The sequence below is a fragment of the Paenibacillus solisilvae genome (genome assembly GCF_042656405.1).
GTDB classification, from domain to species: Bacteria; Bacillota; Bacilli; order Paenibacillales; family Paenibacillaceae; genus Paenibacillus_Z; species Paenibacillus_Z solisilvae.
Genome location: NZ_JBHSOW010000080.1, coordinates 270,056 through 288,462, shown reverse-complemented (window position 1 = coordinate 288,462; position 18,407 = coordinate 270,056). Strand labels below are relative to the sequence as shown.

Here is an 18,407-nt window from a genome sequence, read left to right as displayed (position 1 = left end):
ATCATAGATGAGGGTACGTTAGGTTATCAATCAGGGAGGAAACATAAAGTGGGAAGCGATAACAAAATTAGAATCGGTATCATTGGCGCCGGCAATATCGGCAGCGTTCATGCGACAGAATTTTCGAAGCTTGCGGATCAGTGTGAAATTACTGCCATTACAGATGCATATATTCCGCTTGCGGAAGCAAAAGCGAAGCAGTTCGGCATTGCCAGAGTTTTGGCAAATCCGGAAGAACTGATCGATAGTCCGGATGTAGACGCCGTCATTATCGGTGTGCCGAACCAATTTCATGCGCCGCTTGCGATCCGTGCCATTCAAGCCGGTAAACATGTGCTTCTAGAGAAGCCGATGGGCATCAATTCGGATGCGGCTAAGCAGATCCTGAAAGCAAGCCGGGAGTCGGATAAAGTCGTCATGATCGGCCATCAAATGCGCTGGGAATCGGTTCCGATGCAAATTAAAGAGCAGATTGACCGCGGCGAGCTCGGACGCATCTACACAGCCAAAACAGGCTGGTTCCGCCGAAAAGGGATTCCTGGCTGGGGAACATGGTTCACCCGTATGGATCAGTCCGGTGGCGGCCCGTTGATTGATATCGGCGTGCATATGCTGGATCTTGCTCTGTACCTGATGGGCAATCCGAAGCCGGTTTCGGTATACGGTGCAACTTATGCGGAATTCGGACCACGCAAGATGGGGATCGGAACTTGGGGCAAGCCGAATTGGGAAGGCACTTACGATGTAGAGGATTTAGCTACTGCACTAATTAAAATGGAAGACGGCAGCACGCTTTCGCTTGAAGTGAGCTGGGCCGTTCATATGGATACAGACAATACACCGTTCGTTCATTTGATGGGGACGGAAGGCGGAGCGAGCTATCGCGGCGCGAGGGGCAAGCTGTTGACGGAGAAGTTCGACCGTGCAACCGAAACTGAGCTTAGCAGACCGGAGAACGACGAGGGCGAACGCAACCGTCTCAGCCGCCATTTCCTCGCCTGCATCCGCGAAGGCAAGCATCCGATTACATCGGCTTTGACCGGATTTACAAACAACCTCGTGCTTGATGCGATTTATGAATCGTCCCGTACGGGCAATGAAGTGAAGCTGGATTGGAACCTGTAATTGAATAATAAATAAGAGGAGGAATTACGATGTTAAGAGGACTTTCCGGAGCTGGACTCGGAAAATTAGAAAATGATGAGCATTTAATTGAGCTGGCAGGCAGATATGGTTTCCAAGCGGTAGATGTGGATGCCAAAGGTTTAATAGAACGTCATGGAGCAGATGGTGCACGCGAGCTGCTGAAGAAAAATAATGTCGTGATCGGTTCAATCGGTCTTCCCGTTGAATGGCGTTCGACAGATGAAGCTTTCCGCCAAGGCATAGTGAAGCTTGCCCAGGCTGCGGAAGCAGCTGCCGCGCTCGGATGTACAAGCTGCTGCACGTATATTCTGCCTGCAACAGATCTGAAGGCTGCCCATTTCATGACCCTTGCAACCCGCCGCCTGCGCATCTGTGCCCAAATTCTCGGCGGCTATGGAATTCGCCTCGGTCTTGAGTTCGTAGGACCTCATCATCTTCGCACGGCCTGGAAGAATCCTTTCATTTGGACGATGCAGGAGACGCTCGATTGGATCGATGCGATCGGCGAGCCGAATGTCGGTCTGCTGTTTGACGCGTACCACTGGTATACAAACGAGCTGACCATTGCAGATATTGAAGCTCTTCGTGCCGATCAAATCGTTCATGTGCATATTAATGATGCAGCGGATTTGCCTGTACAAGATGTGCTGGACAATGGCCGCCTCTATCCGGGCGAAGGCGTTATCGATTTGGCTGGCTTCTTGCGGGCGCTTAACGGAATCGGGTATAAAGGAGCTGTAACGCAGGAAATTCTTTCGGCTGCAGCGCCAACAGATTCACCGGAGAGCTTGGCAGAGCGTTCCAAAGCAGGCTTCGATAAGGTATATAAGGCTGCTGGTCTATAAGAAATAACCGGGATTGTCCGCAGGTTGCCCGTTGACCGGCGGGCAATCTCTTTATCTATAAGATGCTTTTCAGAATAGGCTGCCCATGATATAATTATCGAATGTCTTATTTCAATGTGGTGAATATGATGAAGCAACGAACCAATTTGGATTACATACAACGAAAAATTTCCGAACCCTTGACCATCCCAGGTCAAGGGTTTTTGTTTCCTCGGGGAAAAATTTCTGGTGGAGGGCATCAAAGATGAGTAAGGGGAACAATGCATCCATCATTGCTGTATGGATCAGTTTAATCAGCAATCTAATATTAACCGCTCTGAAAATCATCGTCGGTCTGGTATTCGCAAGTCCCGTATTATTGGCGGATGGAGTGCATAACGCAGGGGATGTTATTGCGACAGTTGCGGCTTTAAGCGCCATGCGAATTTCGAAGCTGCCTGCCGATGAAGATCATCCATATGGCCATGGTAAAGCAGAGGTGCTCGGGTCCGGCATTGTTGCTATCATTCTAGGATTGGCTGCTTTGTATATTGGTTATCATGCTGTGGCCTCTTTATTTCATACGCCGTCAGAAGCCAGCATGATTGCGCTGGTCGCCGCTGTCATATCACTGATATGGAAGCAAATATTATATATCTACACCATCAGAATCGGCAGGCAGACCAACAGTAAAGGCTTAATTGCGACTGCTTATGATCATCTTGCTGATGTCTATGCTTCGCTTGCCGCTGTTGTCGGTATCACGCTGGCATTAATTGGTGATGCTTACGATATTCATTTTTTAGCTTATGGAGATCCTGCTGCGGGGATTATCGTATCTCTGCTTGTGCTTAGGCTTGCAGTCGAGATGTCCCAGGAAACGATGGATGTTTTGATGGAGAAAACCGTCAGTATGGAAAGACTGAACGCGTTTGCCGCTCAAATCAAGTCCGTTCCCGAGGTCAAACGAATTGACCGCCTGCGTGCCCGAGAGCATGGCCACTATGTCCTGGTTGATGTAAGAGTGAGTATTTCAGCACATTTCACCATCCAAGAAGGACATGATATCTCCCGCGAGATCAAGCGGGGAATTATGGAACAGCATCATGATGTGGATGAGGTGCTGATCCATTTGAATCCCTGGTATCCGGAGAATGCATGATGAATAACGAGAGTCTTCCCTTGTTTTCAACAAGCTCGAATTGGGAATCGGAGTTCACCTTCGGTCTTCTCACACTGGTTCAAGGCTTCCGGCAGGGTCAGCCGCCCCGTGAAGAGCAGCAGCTATCTATGCTAGAATAAAGAGATAGAAACGATAGTTTAGGAGGAAACCGACCTTGAATGTTATGGATGCGATTCGTACAAGAAGAAGTATCGGTAAAGTGAAGCCGGATCCGATTGCGAGGGAAACGATTGAGTCGATTTTGGAGGCTGGAATATGGGCACCGAATCACAGGCTGACTGAGCCATGGCAGTTTTTTGTTCTGACCGGTGACGGCAGAAACCGCTTAGGCGATGCATTAGCTCGTATTGCGGCAGCCGGCGCTGAAGATCCGGATTCACCTGAGATTGTGGTTAAGGCTGAGGCTGCGCGGAAGAAGGCGTTTCGTGCACCTGTCATTATTGCTGCAGCGGTAAAACCGAGTGATCGAAAAGACGTTATCGAGCTGGAGGAATATGGCGCAGTCAATGCGGCAATCCAGAATATGCTGCTTGCCATTCATGCGCTGGGATTAGGTGCCGTATGGCGCTCCGGTGAACCTTGTTATCACCCGATGATGAACGAGAGCTTCGGGCTCAATCCGCAGGACAAAATGCTCGGGTTCATTTACCTGGGCATCCCCGATATGGCAGTGCCGGCAGGACGGCGCCACGGTGCAGAGGATAAAACAATCTGGTATGAATAGCTGTCTATGGGAACAAAGTTATAATAGACAGAAGTAGGATATCCACAACGGAAATAGCCCAAGTCAAGATCGATGATACGATCCTGGCCTGGGCTTTTCTGTTCTAATCATATCAATGTGGATAAGGGATTATCCGTGCATGAGACCGGCTTTGGCCTGAGCATCCGCTTCCCCGGTAACGGCAGCGGCAGCTTTCTTAGTACGCCGAAGCAAAAGACCAAGCAGAGCGCCGAACAAAGCGATGAAGATCATGATATGGAAGGTATCGTCGAAGCCATGAATGCCTGCTGTTACAAGCATTTGCTGCGTATCGGATTCACTCATCTTCGAGGCATCTCCAGCGGCTTGCTGCAGCTCGCCCGCGTGAGTTTTCACTCGTGATGTCAGAATGGTCACCAGCGCTGCAACTGCAAGCGAGTTGATAACCATCTGCAGGCCGTTCGTAATGGAAGTCACCCGGCTGACCAAGCTGCGCGGAGCCTTGCTCATCAGGTGGGTGTTAAGCGGCATCATCATCAGCCCCATGCCCATCCCTGCCATAATGAGCGGGATCGTCAAGTCGCTTCCGACCGTAGTGCCATCCATATAGGAATATTGAAGAATTGCGCCTGAGACGAGGCTAAGACCTGCAACGACGAGCCACCGGACTCCGATTCGGTCATACAGGAAACCTGCCACAGGCATCATCAAACCTGATGCGACTGCCTGTGGAATAAGGATCAGTCCGGTGTCGAAGGCACCATAACCTCTCACCTGCTGCAGGAATTGCGGCATAAGGAAGATCGCGCCGTACAAGGCGAATTGAGCGACCCACTGCACGACAATCCCGATGGAGAAGTCGATAGACTTGAATACGCGAAGCTCAAGCAGCGGTGTACGAACCTTTAGTTCAGTAATAATAAAGGCAATAAGAGCAGCCCCGCCAATAATGAGTCCCCCGATTGTTTTGCCTGAGGACCAGCTATGAGCGCCTTCGCTAACCCCGTAAGATAAAGCGGAGAAAGCAATTGGTCCCAGAATCATGCCTATCCAATCCATTCCTGCAACCGCGTTACGATCCACTTTAGGCAGGAATTTCAAGCCGACCAGCACACAGATAATGCCAATTGGCAGGTTTAGGAGGAAGATCCAGCGCCAAGAGTGATATTCAACAAGCCATCCCGAGAGTGAGGGGCCGATGGCCGGAGCAAACAAGATAGGCACGCCCATCATTCCCATGACTGCGCCGACCTTGTGAGGGGGGCTTAAACGGAACACATAAGCCATAGCAACGGGAAGCACGAAACCGCCTCCGAGTCCTTGCAGTACGCGGAACACAATTAACCATTCCGCTGTGTTTGGCGTTGCGCAGAGCGCGGAACCGATCGTAAACAGGATAACGGACATGAGGAAAATAGTTTTGGCGCCGAACCGGTCCGACAGCCACCCTGCGAGCGGAATTACAGCTGCCTGAGCCAGCAAATATCCGGTTACTGTCCACTGCAGCGTCGGTAATTGCGAATTAAAATCTTTGACCAGGCTGGTCAAAGCCACATTCATCGCTGTGGAATCCAGAATAACCATGAATACGCCTGCTATAATGGCGAATAAGGGCACCATAATGCTTGTTAAGCGAAATTCGGGTGGTGCCGATGCTGCCGCATCCGTTGATTTCTTCTCCATCCTCCTGCTCCTTTCTATAAAAAATTTTGGAAATAAATAGATAATCTTAGTATAGCAAAGGCACAGCCGATGTGCGAAGTAAAAGTGGGCCTTTTCGAATCTTAACTTCGGGGCAACCAGTTATACATTTGAGATTGACTTGCTGCGTGTTAGACATCGCAACGGCCAGCGGGCATCTATACTGGATTATTACAGCTATTTCGGAGCGTTAGATGTTCAAATGAGATTAACTTGCTGCGTGTTAGACATTCGCCCTAGCCTGCAGGCATCTATACTGGATTATTACAGCTATTTCGGAGCGTTAGATGTTCAAATGAGATTAACTTGCTGTGTGTCCAGCATTCGCGCTAGCCTGCAGGCATCTATACTGGATTATTACAGATATTTCGGGTTTTAGATGTTCAAATGAGCGCTATACTGGATATTTCCAGTTATAAATGCCGAATTGGGCTCTTTAAGGCTCTTTTGGGCCATATAACTGTATGGATTGCAGTATAGAGGCACTCTCAGGGGGATGGCACTCTTTTTAACTGTACGAATTCCAGTTTAGGTTAAGGTGTAGCTTTCTTATTCCGTGATAGGAAGGAGAGAGGATAGAGGATAGAGGATAGAGGATAGAGGATAGAGGTGCTGTCCTACCTATAAGTCATCCAAGATGACATATGGATAGACTTTCCACTCTTTCTTTTATTCATTGAAAGCAACAATCCTGTGAATCAGCTCTGCATGAGTATTTAACTGGCAGCGGTGGCAAAAAGATAATGGCTGTACAGTCAGATTGAACTGTACAGCCATTTATAAAGGATGACAAATTAGGGAGTGATTGTCATGACTTTCATCCCTTTTGAGTCAGCCTCTTTGTGATTTATACGTATGGTAATTTTATTCCAAGACGTCGATGGTCACTTCATTCGGACGGTAAACCGCGCGAAGCTGACCGGCTTCATCCGCGGCAAACATAACGGAACGTTCTTGTCCGAGTGTAAACGAATAACGTTTGCCGGATTTGCTGTCGCGCACTTCGATTGCAGCATCGCTTCCAAGCTCAGAGACGAAGATGTACAATGCGCCTTTAGCGAAGCTGATTTTACGGCCGTAAACCCCTGGCAGATCGCCGCCATGCAGCCATTCCAGCTCTGCAGCTACGCCGGCTTTGGTGAGTGCTTCCGTATAGACGGCTTCAAGCGGCTCGCGGCGTTCGTTAAGCTCAAGCGGCAGCGGGCACCAGATCAGACGACCTGCTCCGAGCTCCACCTGGGTAAGCTTCGCAGCTCCTGCTCCGGCAGTTTGCTTGTTGCTTTTGGCAATATGAGCGCCTCCGAACGATACTGGAATTACACGTCCGTTAAGCTCAAGCAGCTCTTCACGAAGCAAATTGCTCAACTTGAATCCTTCAAGTCCAAGCTCCGAAGTAAGTCGATTAACCGGACGCCAGTATTCATCAAGGCCTACAGGTCCAGTAATGAGCAGGGTTCCGCCGTTCACGCGAACATGATTGACCAGCTTCTCCAATGCTTCGCTGCTGAAGTTATGCGCACTTGGTACGATGATGAGCTTAGGCTGCGAAGTCGCGAGTGAGTCAAGATGATATTCGCTAAGCCCGCGAACATGAACATTCAGGGAATAAGACAACGTCCGAACCAGTTTGGCCGTTGCTTCATAAGCAAGAGGGCGGTTGGAGAAATCATTGGAGTAAGGGAAGACAACAGCAACTTCCTCCAGCTCACGTCCAACGAAGAGATCTCCGATTTGCCCCATGAACGAACCGAGGTCATAAGATACCGATGCTTCCGGCTTCTCCGATCCGTCAGCACGCAATGCTCCGATATGCGACTCATTGACATTGTTCATGTAGAAGTTAATGTTCCAGATCCATTGTACAGCTCCGGCGCCGCCTGTCGAGAACGCATAGGCGTACTTGCGCTCCAGAATGTTGCGAAGCTCCTCCTCGCTGCGTTTGGCTCGTCCATCCGGCGTTTCCACATACATAATACCGGTTTCCTGAATAACATTCGGCTTATCGATTGCTTTGGCGAAGATGCCGTCCCACACGAGATCATCCATTTTCCACCAGGAATGAACCGTTGTATAATCAACCGCTTCTGCATAGAAGAACGGTGATGGACGCTGGGAGCCAAGCCCTTCGTCTTGTCCGACTGTAACAAGCTGCTTAGGCTGAATGGAACGGATGGTATCAATCAGATCCGCCGCCCAGCGGTTGTGCATGTCCATGGAGAAGAGCGTGTAATCCAGCCATAGGCCGCCTTTTTTGGGGAGCTGTTCGGTCGTATTAAAGTTAATATCCGAAGGCTCAGGGATTCTCGCTGCTTCGAAGGAAGGCAATTCTGCCGGCGTCATATTCCAGCTCTCCTGAAGCTGACGGATCGTTCCGTGCCTTTCGATGAGCCATTGTTTAAAATGCGCGCGTTCGAACTCATCATGGCTGGAGCGTGGTCCAGGACTGAAGATACGCTTCGGATCGAACATGGAAGGCTCGTTGATAAGATCCCAGTGTACATGCGCCGATTGAGCATGGCGGGTAACAACGGCAGAGATCAGGCGCTTTTGCGCTTCTACGCTGCGCGGATCCAGGAACGGGTTAACCCCTTCCCAGCACTCAGGCGTGAAGGAGAAGAAATTGAAGGTCACTTCTAGATCATGACGCTTGGCTGTAAGGAAGAAAGCATCGATGGCACGAAGCACTTCCTCGTAAGGATGACCGTCAACGAACATGATATTGCGCCAAGCCGTCCATATACCTGTCCGGATTGCGTTAATTCCGGCACGTTTCATTTGAGCCATATCGCGATCCCATACCGCTGCATTAGGGAGGAATAGATATTTACGTGCGACATCGCTGGTCATATAAGTCATACCGACGATTGGAAGAGGACTTCCGTTCTTCCAGAAATAATCGCGGTCACATGTAATCATTTCACCGGATTGAAGCAGTTCCTGATCGAAGCCCCAGAAACCTTGACGAAGCGTTCTGTGGTCGCCTGTGCCCGACACCGCTACACATTCCACTGCATAGTAACCCGCTTCCACTTCAAAAGGAAGAGTGATCCGTGTAACAGCCAGCTCGCGGCCGATACCGAATTCTGATTTTCCCTCCCAAACCGTATCAAAGCGCTCTGCATCATAGACGAAGACCGGATTGGATACCGCTTCTTGACTGTTCTTCGCTTTGTAGACCGTTATATTGAAGGTCCAGCTGATTTTGTTATCTGCAAGCGGACTATTACGTTTCACAGACGGCGCAGCCGTGAGCTGCCGGCGGGCAGGAAGCAAATGCTGGCCTTGAAGCATCAGTACAGAACGTTCACCCAGCTCATAAGAGCCGTAGTTTGGTTTCAGCCAAAGCTCGGTTACCCCGTGAGCTGCAAATGCTGCCCAGTCGGAAAGTGCTTTTACGCCTTCGCCCTGCCAGAAGCTGCTTGGAATCGATTGATTGAGAAAGAGCCAGCGGCCGCCGCTGAATTTACCCTTGGTATGCTCAAGCAATACAGCAGGAGCCGATAGCTCGCGCTGAAGACCATCACCGCTGATTCCTCTAAGAAGCGGATAAATATGTGCATCCATAGGTCCGCCTGAGCCAAGCTCGCCTGGACGGTCATCGGTGCGGGTTACATGAAGAACGAGGCCGTAAGTGGATTCCACGTTAAATAACGACTCGTAGTCGGAGAATAATGGAAGATCTGCATTCGCCTTAAGGTCTTTGATGCCGGCAGTCGAAACGACCAGTGCTTCATTAATATGAAGCTGTTGATGGTAAGCCGTTTGCTCGAGCTCTTCAACCCATTTGCCGTTCTCTTGATAAACAGGTGTTTTGAAAGGGGCGCCGCCTGCGAATACAAGCCCTTTGCCTTGGCTTACATGATTGAGGATCGCGCTCCATGCTTGTTTGGGGAAGAACGTACCGTGAAGATGGATATAAACATCCGCTTCGGCAAGCTGGGTCTCCAATTGTTCTGCATTTACAACTTTAAATTGTTCCTTTAGTTTGGACAACGCCTGCCCACTCGGACGCTCCCCTGCGAATGGAAAAGCCTGATCGTAGAACAACACTAGATTTTTCAATGATAGACACACCTTCCTGTTAGCTGATTTGCAATTATGCGGGTTTACTTCATTTGTTAGGATTGTTAGGTTATAATACGTTTATCTCGGCGCTTACAATAGAGCTTAATCGATCAAAAGTCAATTGAATTTATTTATAATTATTAATCATTCGCCGTAATGAAAGAGGAGCGCAGTCGAACATGGCACAAAAGGTATCCATGCAGCAAATCGCCGACCGTCTCGGCGTGTCCAAATATACGGTTTCCCAAGCTCTTTCCGGTAAAGAGGGAGTTAGTGACGCTACGCGCAAAGAAGTGGCGGCCATGGCCAGGGCACTCGGATATCGGGTCCGTAATGGGGGAGGCACCGATGGGACGATAAACCGTGATTTACAAGTGGAGCAAGGGAATGACGCTCCTATGCCCTTGGTTTGGATCGGACTCGATGAGCGGCATACCCATGAGCCGACATTCTGGCAACGGGTGCAGCAGGGAATTGAAGCAGGCTGTGCAGAACATCATCTTCGCCCCCATTTTTTTACGTTTCAACGTGATCATTCTTCCACTTCGCCCGTGCAAATTCTATTAAATGAAGAGAGCTTCAACCATGTGTCCGGGTTCATTATGGTAGGCAAATGCCCATCAGAGACTTTGCTGCTCATCAATCGCAAGGGATTGCCCATTGTTCTGGTCGATCACGAAGAACCGGTCATTCTTGCGGATGCCGTACTTAATGCCAATATTGAAGCAGGGCGAATGGCATGCCATCATTTACTGTCTCAAGGCTGCAGATCCATCGTGTTTGTCGGAAGGGACAGCTTTGCGGTAAGCTTTCGCGAACGTTTCTGGGGGTGCAGGCTAGCGCTTGAAGAATCGCAATCACAGTCGGCAAAATCCTCTAAGTATTCTCTTCAATCCGCATCAAATTCATTACTCACCGGTCAAGAGCCCAGAATCGAACTGCAGCTGAAAAAATGGACCGTTCCCTATGGAGGCCCCTCTTGGCGGCAGTCACTTGAACGTCGAATCCAAGCGGCCGTTGATGTCTATTCCAGCCAGGAAGCTGAAGAATTCGCAGCCGGAGCCGCATCGCTTCTTCCGGGTGGCTTTGTTTGCGCGAATGATGAAATTGCACTAGCGCTTATGCAGCTTCTTCAAAGCCGGGAAATTCCCATTCCAGCAGGCTGCCGGGTTGTCGGGATCGATAATACTGCAGCAAGCCTGGAAGCCGCGGTTCCACTGACCACGGTTGATCTGGCCAAAGAATGGCTGGGCATTAGAGCAGTAGAATCCTTCGTTCGCAAACGTCTGCGCCCTGAAGCTCAGCACGAGAAAATTACGTTATCCGCCAGGCTCATTATCAGGGCTTCCGGTTAGTGCATATAGCCAAATCGAATCGGACAATCTCCGCATCCGCGTATGCCCGCATATGATGAACAAATGCCTATAAACAGCTGAGAGGAGCTGTCCTTCAAATGCACCGCAAAGAAATGCAATCGATCCTGTGGCTCGCGCTTGTGCTTTATGTCCTGCTTGTCGTTCTGCTGCTCGTCGCCATGATCTAGAGGAGCAGGTGTGGGATTGCATGGATAATTATCCATTTTCTCCATAAATAATAAAGTATCGTTAACCAGAGACTGACTTAAAAGAGATATATAAACGACAAAAAATGGAAGCTCAGGTCATCCAACCTGTACTTCCATTTTCTTTTTCGTCCGACACTGCCTGTAGATACTCATACTGAGCTGATCCGCGGCATCGTAGACGATACGAATGAGATGGTTTTTCAGCATCTTCTTGCAAGTCCAATGGCAGGGCAGGTTGATCCCTGTATTCGCTCTTCCATGTGTTTTCTTCGATGACTTATGGTACAGCCCCGACATCATCGAACTTCCCTTTCTATCAGACATAAGATACCTGTTACCCTGGGCCTATACTGGAATTCGTACAGTTAAAACGACTGCCATCCGATTAAGGATGCATCTATACAGTAATCGATACAGTTAAATCGTCCCAACTGAGCCCTTTGGAGCTCAATTAGGCTTTTAAAACTGGATATTTCCAGGATAGCGCTTGTTTGAACATCTAAAGCACGAAATAGCTGTAATTATCCAGTATAGATGCGCTGGCGTCATTGTGGTTCACTGCCAATACGTATCGCCACACGACGAGAGCTGCGCGCGGTGCAGAAAGTACGCCGCGAATGCCGAACAAGCCCCAAGTCGCGTTGTTAAGAATAGAAAGGGCCTCATGCTGTATTTGCAGCATCTTCAGATCTTCCGGTTAACACTGGCATAACAAGTAAGCTTCTTACAAATACTTAATTATGATAGCTGTGCAGCATAATTAAGGGGGTACAACGAAGAAGTGGCAACAAAGAACGCAGGACAAGGCAAATACAAAAAAATGACCATGTCGCCCCAAGAATATCAAACCTTTGCGAAGAAACGCGAACCGTCCAGGTCGATTGGAGCAAATTGTGTTCGTGCATTTCTTTTTGGAGGTTTTGTCTGCTTCATCGGACAAGCCGTTCAGGAGTTTTTCATAACTGCCTTTAATATGGAACGGATAGAGGCAGGCAATCCGACTGTTGCAGTAATGATTCTGATCTCTGTCATTCTGACGAGCCTTGGGGTGTATGACAAAATCGCGCAGTGGGCGGGTGCCGGCTCGGCAGTTCCCGTTACCGGATTTGCGAACTCGATGTGTTCGGCGGCATTAGAGCACCGAAGTGAAGGACTCGTCCTTGGCGTTGGCGCGAACATGTTCAAACTTGCCGGATCGGTTATCGTATTTGGGACTGTGGCGGCCTTTTTCGTCGCAATCATTTACTTGATATTCGGCATAGGGGGTCATTAAGCATGCTGCGTGGCAAACAAACCTGGTGGTTCGATAAGAGGCCGGTCATTATTGGGACAGGCACTGTCGTTGGGCCAGATGAAGGAGAAGGCCCGCTTGCTTCTGACTTTGATCTTGTTCATCCTGAGCTTGATATGCAGCAGAAGAGCTGGGAGAAGGCGGAGCGTCTGCTGCTCGAGCAGGCATCGGATATCGCGCTTAAAAATTCAAAAGTCAATAAGCAGCAGCTGCAGTTTTATGTCGGCGGCGATTTAATGAACCAAATTATTAGCAACAGCTTTGCTGCACGAACGATCGGCGCACCTTATTTGGGGGTTTTCGGTGCTTGCTCGACCTCGATGGAATCCCTTGCGATTGCATCGTTGATTGTAAATTCCGGATCAGGGCAGTATGTACTGGCAGGTACCTGCAGCCATAACTGCACGGCGGAGAAGCAGTTCCGTTACCCGACCGAATACGGCTCGCAAAAACCGCCAACCGCACAGTATACCGTTACCGGAGCGGGTGCAGCCGTCATTGCTCCCGATGGTGAAGGTCCTGTTATTCAATGTGCGACCATAGGGAAAATCGTCGACCTCGGCATCACCGATCCCTTTAATATGGGAGCAGCCATGGCACCTGCAGCAGTTGATACCATTCAGTCGCATTTTAACGATACGGGCCGCCAGCCGAGTGATTATGATTTGATCGTCACGGGAGATCTAGCAACGGTAGGGCACTCCATTGCCAAGGATTTGCTTACCCGCGATGGCGTACCGATGGAAGAAACGGTGTTTGGGGATTGCGGCTTGATGATTTACGATGTGCAGAATCAGAAGGTGCAGGCGGGGGGGAGCGGCTGCGGCTGCTCAGCAGTCGTCACGTATGGTCATCTGCTTAAACGGGTGAATCAGGGGGAGCTGAAGCGGATTCTCGTTGTCGCAACAGGCGCGCTGCTCTCTCCATTATCCTATCAGCAAGGCGAGAGCATTCCATGTATTGCGCATGCCGTCGCCATTGAAAGCCAGCATTAATTGAAGGAGGTCAACTATGATATTCTTATGGGCTTTTCTTGTTGGAGGCGCCATCTGCGTAATTGGACAGCTCATGTTTGATGTGGCTAAGCTGACCCCAGCGCATACGATGTCGATACTTGTCGTCGCCGGAGCGATCGTTGATGGATTAGGGTGGTATGATCCGCTCATCAAATTTGCGGGCGCAGGCGCGACCGTTCCCATTACGAGCTTCGGTAACGCGCTTGTGCACGGAGCGCTGACAGAGCTGCACCGTGACGGATGGATCGGCGTCATTACGGGGATATTCTCTGTAACAAGTGCCGGTATTTCAGCGGCAATCATATTCTCTTTCTTGGCCGCTTTAGTCATCAGGCCGAAAGGATAACCGCTAAATTGGAGGGTCCCTGTGGGATTCTCCAATTTTTTTTGTTGGATATGCGGCTATACGGTCAGATGTATTTTTTGTAAAATAATAACATCGACACCTATCTTACATCCAGGAGGGTTTTACATGGACAATCGAAACGCAGATTACTTAATGGTAAATGTCATAAGGCGAAATTTAGAGAGCTGCATCCTGGGTAAAAAAATCGAAATCGAACGTCTTTTGACCGCATTGCTGGCCGGGGGACATGTACTAATTGAGGATGTTCCGGGAACCGGAAAGACGCAGCTTGTGAAAGCGTTATCAAAAACGATCGGCGGACAATTCAGACGGATTCAATGTAATCCGGATTTGCTGCCTACAGATATAACTGGTGTTGCCATCTATCATCCTAAGAATGAAACCTTTATTTTCAGACCGGGTCCGGTAATGGCCAACCTTTTGCTCGTCGACGAGATTAACCGGGCGACAACGAAGACTCAATCGGCACTGCTTGAAGCGATGGAAGAGCGTCATGTGACCGTGGATGGCGATTCTTATCAATTGCCGATCCCTTTTACATTGGTAGCCACGCAGAATCCTATTGAGTTTGACGGTACTTACACGCTGCCCGAAGCGCAGCTGGACCGTTTCATGATGAAGATTTCACTCGGCTATCCGGATGCCGCAACAGAACGGCAGATGATTCTCTCGCCAAACTCCTCGTCTCCGGCTGAGCTGCTGTCGTCAGTTGCCGATATTGATCAGATTCGAAGCATGATGGAAACCGTCAATAAGGTGCATGTGGACGAAGCGGTGGCTGAATACCTGGTGCGGATCGTACGGGGAACAAGGGAGCACGCCGGCGTTCAGCTCGGGGCTAGCCCGCGTGCTGCCATATCGCTGACAGCTGCTGCCAAAGCGAATGCTTTCCTCAATGAACGGGACTATATCATTCCTGACGATATTAAATTACTGGCCTCATCGGTGCTTGCTCATCGGATCATGCTGCATACGGAATCCAGATTGAATGGTTTGACGACCGAGGATGTAATTGAGCAGGTGATCAAGGAGACGAATGTGCCCGTAAGGATGGAGCGATAGAGCTTATGCTTACTGCAAGAGCGACAACGATGAGATGGCGTGTAATCGGCATACTCTATGTCATATCCTTGTTATTTCTGCTGTTTCAGGGCGGCAAGACTTCATTCATGTTATTTTGTATCTTCAACGTGCTTGTGATTTATCTGGTCTTTGGCCGGTGGAGCGGGATCGCACATGTGTCGGGAAATCGCCGGTTAGTGAACGGGTTGAATACAACCGGCGAGCAGACATTAACTGCCGGAACCCGTCTTGAGGTTAATTTAGCTGTGCAAATTCCCGGGATTTGGCCTATTCCTTATGTGCTCGTTCGTGATCGGCTGCTTTCTCAGAACGGTTCGGCTGTACCTTTCGAGGCCTCTTTCGTACCTAATTATAGAAGAACAGGCTCTGTCAGCTTCACGACTCCTCCGCTTGAGAGGGGGATCTACCATTTCGCTCCGACTGAATGCTCGACACGTGACATATTCGGATTGTTCGAGCATGCCGGCAGCTTCTTATCGGAGCAATCATTCAGCGTTTACCCGCGTGTCGTGCCGATACGCAACTGGCAGCTGTTCAAGCGCGGCTCAAAGGGGCCGTATTCCACATCGGCATCAAGGCTTTCCTCCAAGGAAACGACACAGATCAATGGCGTAAGAGAATATATCTATGGAGACAAGCTTTCCCGCATCCATTGGAATGCGACGGCGAAGACAGGGAACTGGAAGTCCAAGGAGTTCGAGCGCGAATCTCTGCCTCGTACCGTATTCGTACTTGATCGTTATTCAGGCGCCTATGAAAAACCGGATCAATTCGAGCTTGCGGTTTCCGTTACCGCCTCCATGCTGGATTTCGGTTTTCGCAGATCGACGGCAATGGGGCTTGTTTCAGTGGGCAAGAAAACGGAAGGCTTCGCTGCAATTTCGAAGTCCGATCAACGAGAGCTCATGCTTAATCATCTTGTTCGCGTTCAAGCCGATGGCGAAACACCGCTTTACCGGGCACTTCGGCAATCGACGGCACTTGTTCCTCCCGGTTCGCTAGTAGTTATCGTCAGCCCGCAGGCTGGGGAGGAGACTATACTTGCAATGGAGTGGCTGAGCCGCAGAGGCGTTATGCCTGTCCTCGTTCATTTGAAGGGGGATGCTCCAGGGTCTAAGGCCGGTGTCGATGCACGCTCCGGGGAATGGCTGCGCATGCTGCATAGAAGCGGATTTACCATCCATCAGCTATCGACGCTGCAGGAGCTTCCGCATGTTCTGGAAGGAGGGAGTGCATGAGTAAGGCATACCGCGCTACCTTCAAATGGCTTACAGGCGATGTGTATCACAAGCTGTCTGCCGTGTTTGGAGCTTTACTCATTTATCAATGGATCCGCTGTTTAGGGGATTATTGGTGGGAGGAGACGTTCACTGTCGTGAACGGTGTCCTGTTCGTTTCGGCGATTGCCATTGTTCTCATTCCTTCGAAACTGTATTCGAGTTTCGTTCAGCTGCTGCTATTGCTAGCTATCAATGCCGCCTACTCCGGCTACGTCTGGGTTCCTTTCGAGGGGGATAAGAAGCACGCGGCCGATTGGATCAACTTTCTTGCCGTTCAAGTAAAGCAGCTTTCTCCTATTATATGGATCAGCCTCTCTGTCTGGGCCATCTATAATATTATCGTATGGATGAGAAATCGCCGGATATTCCTCATTACGATTGTAGGATTGGCGCTGCTGTCCTTAACCTTTGCGGATTCGCTGCTGACTCCGATCTATCTATGGGATGAAATTGCCTGGATTGTTTTTATTGGCCTGGGCTGGCTCGTAGCCAGTCATTTCTCGGCATTTAAGAAGAGGCATCCCGACAACTGGGAGCATCTGCTGGAATATCCGATTAGCTTGTTTCTGCCGATTCTGGTTATTATTACGCTTGTCATGGGAGCAGGTCTGTTCGTTCCTTCCATTAAACCGCTGCTGACTGATCCTTACACAGCCTGGAGAGAAGCCCGCGGCGAAGAGGTGGCTTCATTCGTCGGGGATAAAGGCGTAAGCTCCGGCATATTGAAGAGCACAGGCGACAGCCGCTCCGGCTACAGCCGTAACGATGAGCAGCTCGGCAATGGTTTTAAGTTTGACTATTCACCGGTCATGACGGTTACAACGACGCAGCGCAGCTATTGGCGCGGAGAAACGAAGGCTCTATATAATGGAGGAGGCTGGGAGGAATCACTTCTAGAGAAACAGGAGGAACCCGTACCTTCTATTGATAGTAATCAAAAGCTCGTCACGAACGGAAGGCCTGAATCGGCCAAGGTAAAGAGAATCGAACAGACCTTCACAATGGTACGCAAGGACAAATTTCCGGTGCTGTTCGGAGCCGGCCCAATCGAATCCGTCGTGGAAGTGAACGGTAACGCGCAGCCGCTGCCGCGGCTGGACTGGCTGCCTTCCTCATGGGAGCTTAGATTGCCAGGCAGATCGTCCGCGTATCCCAAAACCTATTCCATTGTTTCCGAGGTAGCCGTTCTGGATGAAGCTTCACTGCAAAGCGGAACTGCAACTGAGCCGGTTAAGGATCTGCCGTCCGTTTATTTACAGCTTCCGGATGAGCTGCCTCAGAGGGTGAGAGACCTTGCAGCAGAAATTACGAAGGATGCTGTAACGCCATACGATAAAGTAAAAAAGCTGGTCTCGTATTTGCAGCTGAATTTCACCTATACGAACGAACCGGATCTGTCCAAACGCAAAAGCGCCGATTTTGTCGACGGCTTCCTTTTTGAGATCAAGGAGGGCTACTGCGATTATTTCTCCACTGCATTGGCAGTGCTGACCCGAGCAACCGGCATTCCGTCCAGATGGGTCAAAGGCTACTCTCCGGGCTCTTTACCGGTAGATCCGGAAATGATGCGCATGCAGGGATCTTCGGGCGTCGACATTAATCCGGAGGGTGCGGGAACCTATACAGTCCGCAACGCGGATGCCCATTCCTGGGTGGAAGTTTACTTTGAAGGATATGGCTGGCTGCCGTTTGAAGCTACCGCCGGCTTTGCCTATCCATATGCCGCTCCGGAGGATGCGCCGCTTCCTATTCCGGAGATAACCGCTCCAGCAGAAGCAGATTCTTCAGAGCCTGCAGATTCCGGCTTCCAATTTCCGGTGTGGTTATTCGCAGCTGCAGTAAGCGCACTTGTTCTATGTGCGGCTGCTCTTCGGTACCGTCAAATCATCGCCGCCTGGCACCGGTACAAGAGGGGGACAACGACGGTTAACGAGAGAATCGTGAAGGACACGAATCGTCTGATCCGATATGGCCGCAAGAAAGGGCTGGATCATCACGAATACGAAACCGTCCGTGAAACGATGTCCAGATGGTCAACCCGATTAACATTTCTGCACAAAGAATTCCATGCGGTATTAGCTGCTTTCGAGAAAGCGATGTACAGCAGTCAGACGATGACGCAGGAGGAAGCCGATCAAGCAGCCGCTAATATGAAGATTATAAGAGAGCGATTAGGTTAACAGG

At 49.9% G+C, this 18,407-nt stretch carries 16 protein-coding genes; 12 read left to right on the top strand and 4 right to left on the bottom strand.

Annotation, left to right across the window (positions count from 1 at the left end):
* Positions 1-48 precede the first annotated feature (48 nt).
* From ACFPYJ_RS22395 to ACFPYJ_RS22375, 5 genes are all read left to right on the top strand, one after another.
* Positions 49-1,125 carry a Gfo/Idh/MocA family protein gene (locus tag ACFPYJ_RS22395; protein ID WP_379190441.1) on the top strand — a complete coding sequence of 359 codons (1,077 nt, stop codon included), beginning with the start codon at positions 49-51 and terminating at the stop codon, positions 1,123-1,125.
* A gap of 29 nt (positions 1,126-1,154) precedes the next feature.
* On the top strand, positions 1,155-1,991 hold the full coding sequence (locus tag ACFPYJ_RS22390) for a sugar phosphate isomerase/epimerase family protein (RefSeq protein ID WP_379190440.1): 837 nt from the start codon (positions 1,155-1,157) through the stop codon (positions 1,989-1,991).
* Between the two features lie 244 nt (positions 1,992-2,235).
* Positions 2,236-3,132: a cation diffusion facilitator family transporter gene (locus ACFPYJ_RS22385; RefSeq protein ID WP_379190439.1), complete on the top strand. Its 897-nt coding sequence runs from the start codon at positions 2,236-2,238 to the stop codon at positions 3,130-3,132.
* Complete coding sequence (locus tag ACFPYJ_RS22380; protein WP_379190438.1) at positions 3,132-3,272, top strand: hypothetical protein; 141 nt, start codon at positions 3,132-3,134, stop codon at positions 3,270-3,272. The genes ACFPYJ_RS22385 and ACFPYJ_RS22380 overlap by 1 nt, the downstream gene beginning before the upstream one ends.
* 35 nt (positions 3,273-3,307) lie before the next feature.
* Positions 3,308-3,877 carry a nitroreductase family protein gene (locus ACFPYJ_RS22375; protein ID WP_379190437.1) on the top strand — a complete coding sequence of 190 codons (570 nt, stop codon included), beginning with the start codon at positions 3,308-3,310 and terminating at the stop codon, positions 3,875-3,877.
* Positions 3,878-4,006: 129 nt separating this feature from the next.
* On the opposite strand, the gene ACFPYJ_RS22370 is transcribed toward ACFPYJ_RS22375, so the two are convergent.
* Together ACFPYJ_RS22370 and ACFPYJ_RS22365 are read right to left on the bottom strand one after the other, a co-directional pair.
* The gene (locus tag ACFPYJ_RS22370; RefSeq protein ID WP_379190436.1) at positions 4,007-5,539 is read right to left on the bottom strand and encodes a DHA2 family efflux MFS transporter permease subunit; all 1,533 of its coding nucleotides are present in this window, start codon (positions 5,537-5,539) and stop codon (positions 4,007-4,009) included.
* An 882-nt stretch (positions 5,540-6,421) separates the two neighbouring features.
* Positions 6,422-9,619: a beta-galactosidase gene (locus tag ACFPYJ_RS22365; protein ID WP_379190435.1), complete on the bottom strand. Its 3,198-nt coding sequence runs from the start codon at positions 9,617-9,619 to the stop codon at positions 6,422-6,424.
* Between the two features lie 182 nt (positions 9,620-9,801).
* Between ACFPYJ_RS22365 and ACFPYJ_RS22360 the strand changes: the two genes are divergently transcribed.
* Positions 9,802-10,977: a LacI family DNA-binding transcriptional regulator gene (locus ACFPYJ_RS22360; RefSeq protein WP_379190434.1), complete on the top strand. Its 1,176-nt coding sequence runs from the start codon at positions 9,802-9,804 to the stop codon at positions 10,975-10,977.
* Between the two features lie 305 nt (positions 10,978-11,282).
* Here ACFPYJ_RS22360 and ACFPYJ_RS22355 read toward each other — a convergent pair whose 3' ends face one another.
* Both ACFPYJ_RS22355 and ACFPYJ_RS22350 read right to left on the bottom strand, forming a co-directional pair.
* The gene (locus tag ACFPYJ_RS22355; protein WP_379190433.1) at positions 11,283-11,510 is read right to left on the bottom strand and encodes a hypothetical protein; all 228 of its coding nucleotides are present in this window, start codon (positions 11,508-11,510) and stop codon (positions 11,283-11,285) included.
* A 175-nt stretch (positions 11,511-11,685) separates the two neighbouring features.
* Positions 11,686-11,868, bottom strand: a complete 183-nt coding sequence (locus tag ACFPYJ_RS22350; RefSeq protein WP_379190432.1) for a hypothetical protein — start codon at positions 11,866-11,868, stop codon at positions 11,686-11,688.
* Between the two features lie 138 nt (positions 11,869-12,006).
* Between ACFPYJ_RS22350 and spoVAC the strand changes: the two genes are divergently transcribed.
* The 6 genes from spoVAC to ACFPYJ_RS22320 all read left to right on the top strand — a co-directional run bounded on the left by spoVAC (position 12,007) and on the right by ACFPYJ_RS22320 (position 18,403).
* Positions 12,007-12,459, top strand: coding sequence for a stage V sporulation protein AC (gene spoVAC, locus ACFPYJ_RS22345; RefSeq protein WP_379190484.1), 453 nt, complete (start codon positions 12,007-12,009; stop codon positions 12,457-12,459).
* Positions 12,460-12,461: 2 nt separating this feature from the next.
* Entirely contained in the window at positions 12,462-13,472 is a 1,011-nt protein-coding gene (spoVAD, locus tag ACFPYJ_RS22340) for a stage V sporulation protein AD (RefSeq protein ID WP_379190431.1), read from the top strand.
* Positions 13,473-13,488: 16 nt separating this feature from the next.
* On the top strand, positions 13,489-13,839 hold the full coding sequence (gene spoVAE / locus ACFPYJ_RS22335) for a stage V sporulation protein AE (protein ID WP_379190430.1): 351 nt from the start codon (positions 13,489-13,491) through the stop codon (positions 13,837-13,839).
* A 126-nt stretch (positions 13,840-13,965) separates the two neighbouring features.
* Positions 13,966-14,922: an AAA family ATPase gene (locus ACFPYJ_RS22330; RefSeq protein ID WP_379190429.1), complete on the top strand. Its 957-nt coding sequence runs from the start codon at positions 13,966-13,968 to the stop codon at positions 14,920-14,922.
* A gap of 5 nt (positions 14,923-14,927) precedes the next feature.
* Entirely contained in the window at positions 14,928-16,181 is a 1,254-nt protein-coding gene (locus ACFPYJ_RS22325) for a DUF58 domain-containing protein (protein ID WP_379190428.1), read from the top strand.
* Entirely contained in the window at positions 16,178-18,403 is a 2,226-nt protein-coding gene (locus ACFPYJ_RS22320) for a DUF4129 domain-containing transglutaminase family protein (RefSeq protein ID WP_379190427.1), read from the top strand. Before ACFPYJ_RS22325 ends, ACFPYJ_RS22320 begins: the two co-directional genes overlap by 4 nt.
* Positions 18,404-18,407 lie beyond the last annotated feature (4 nt).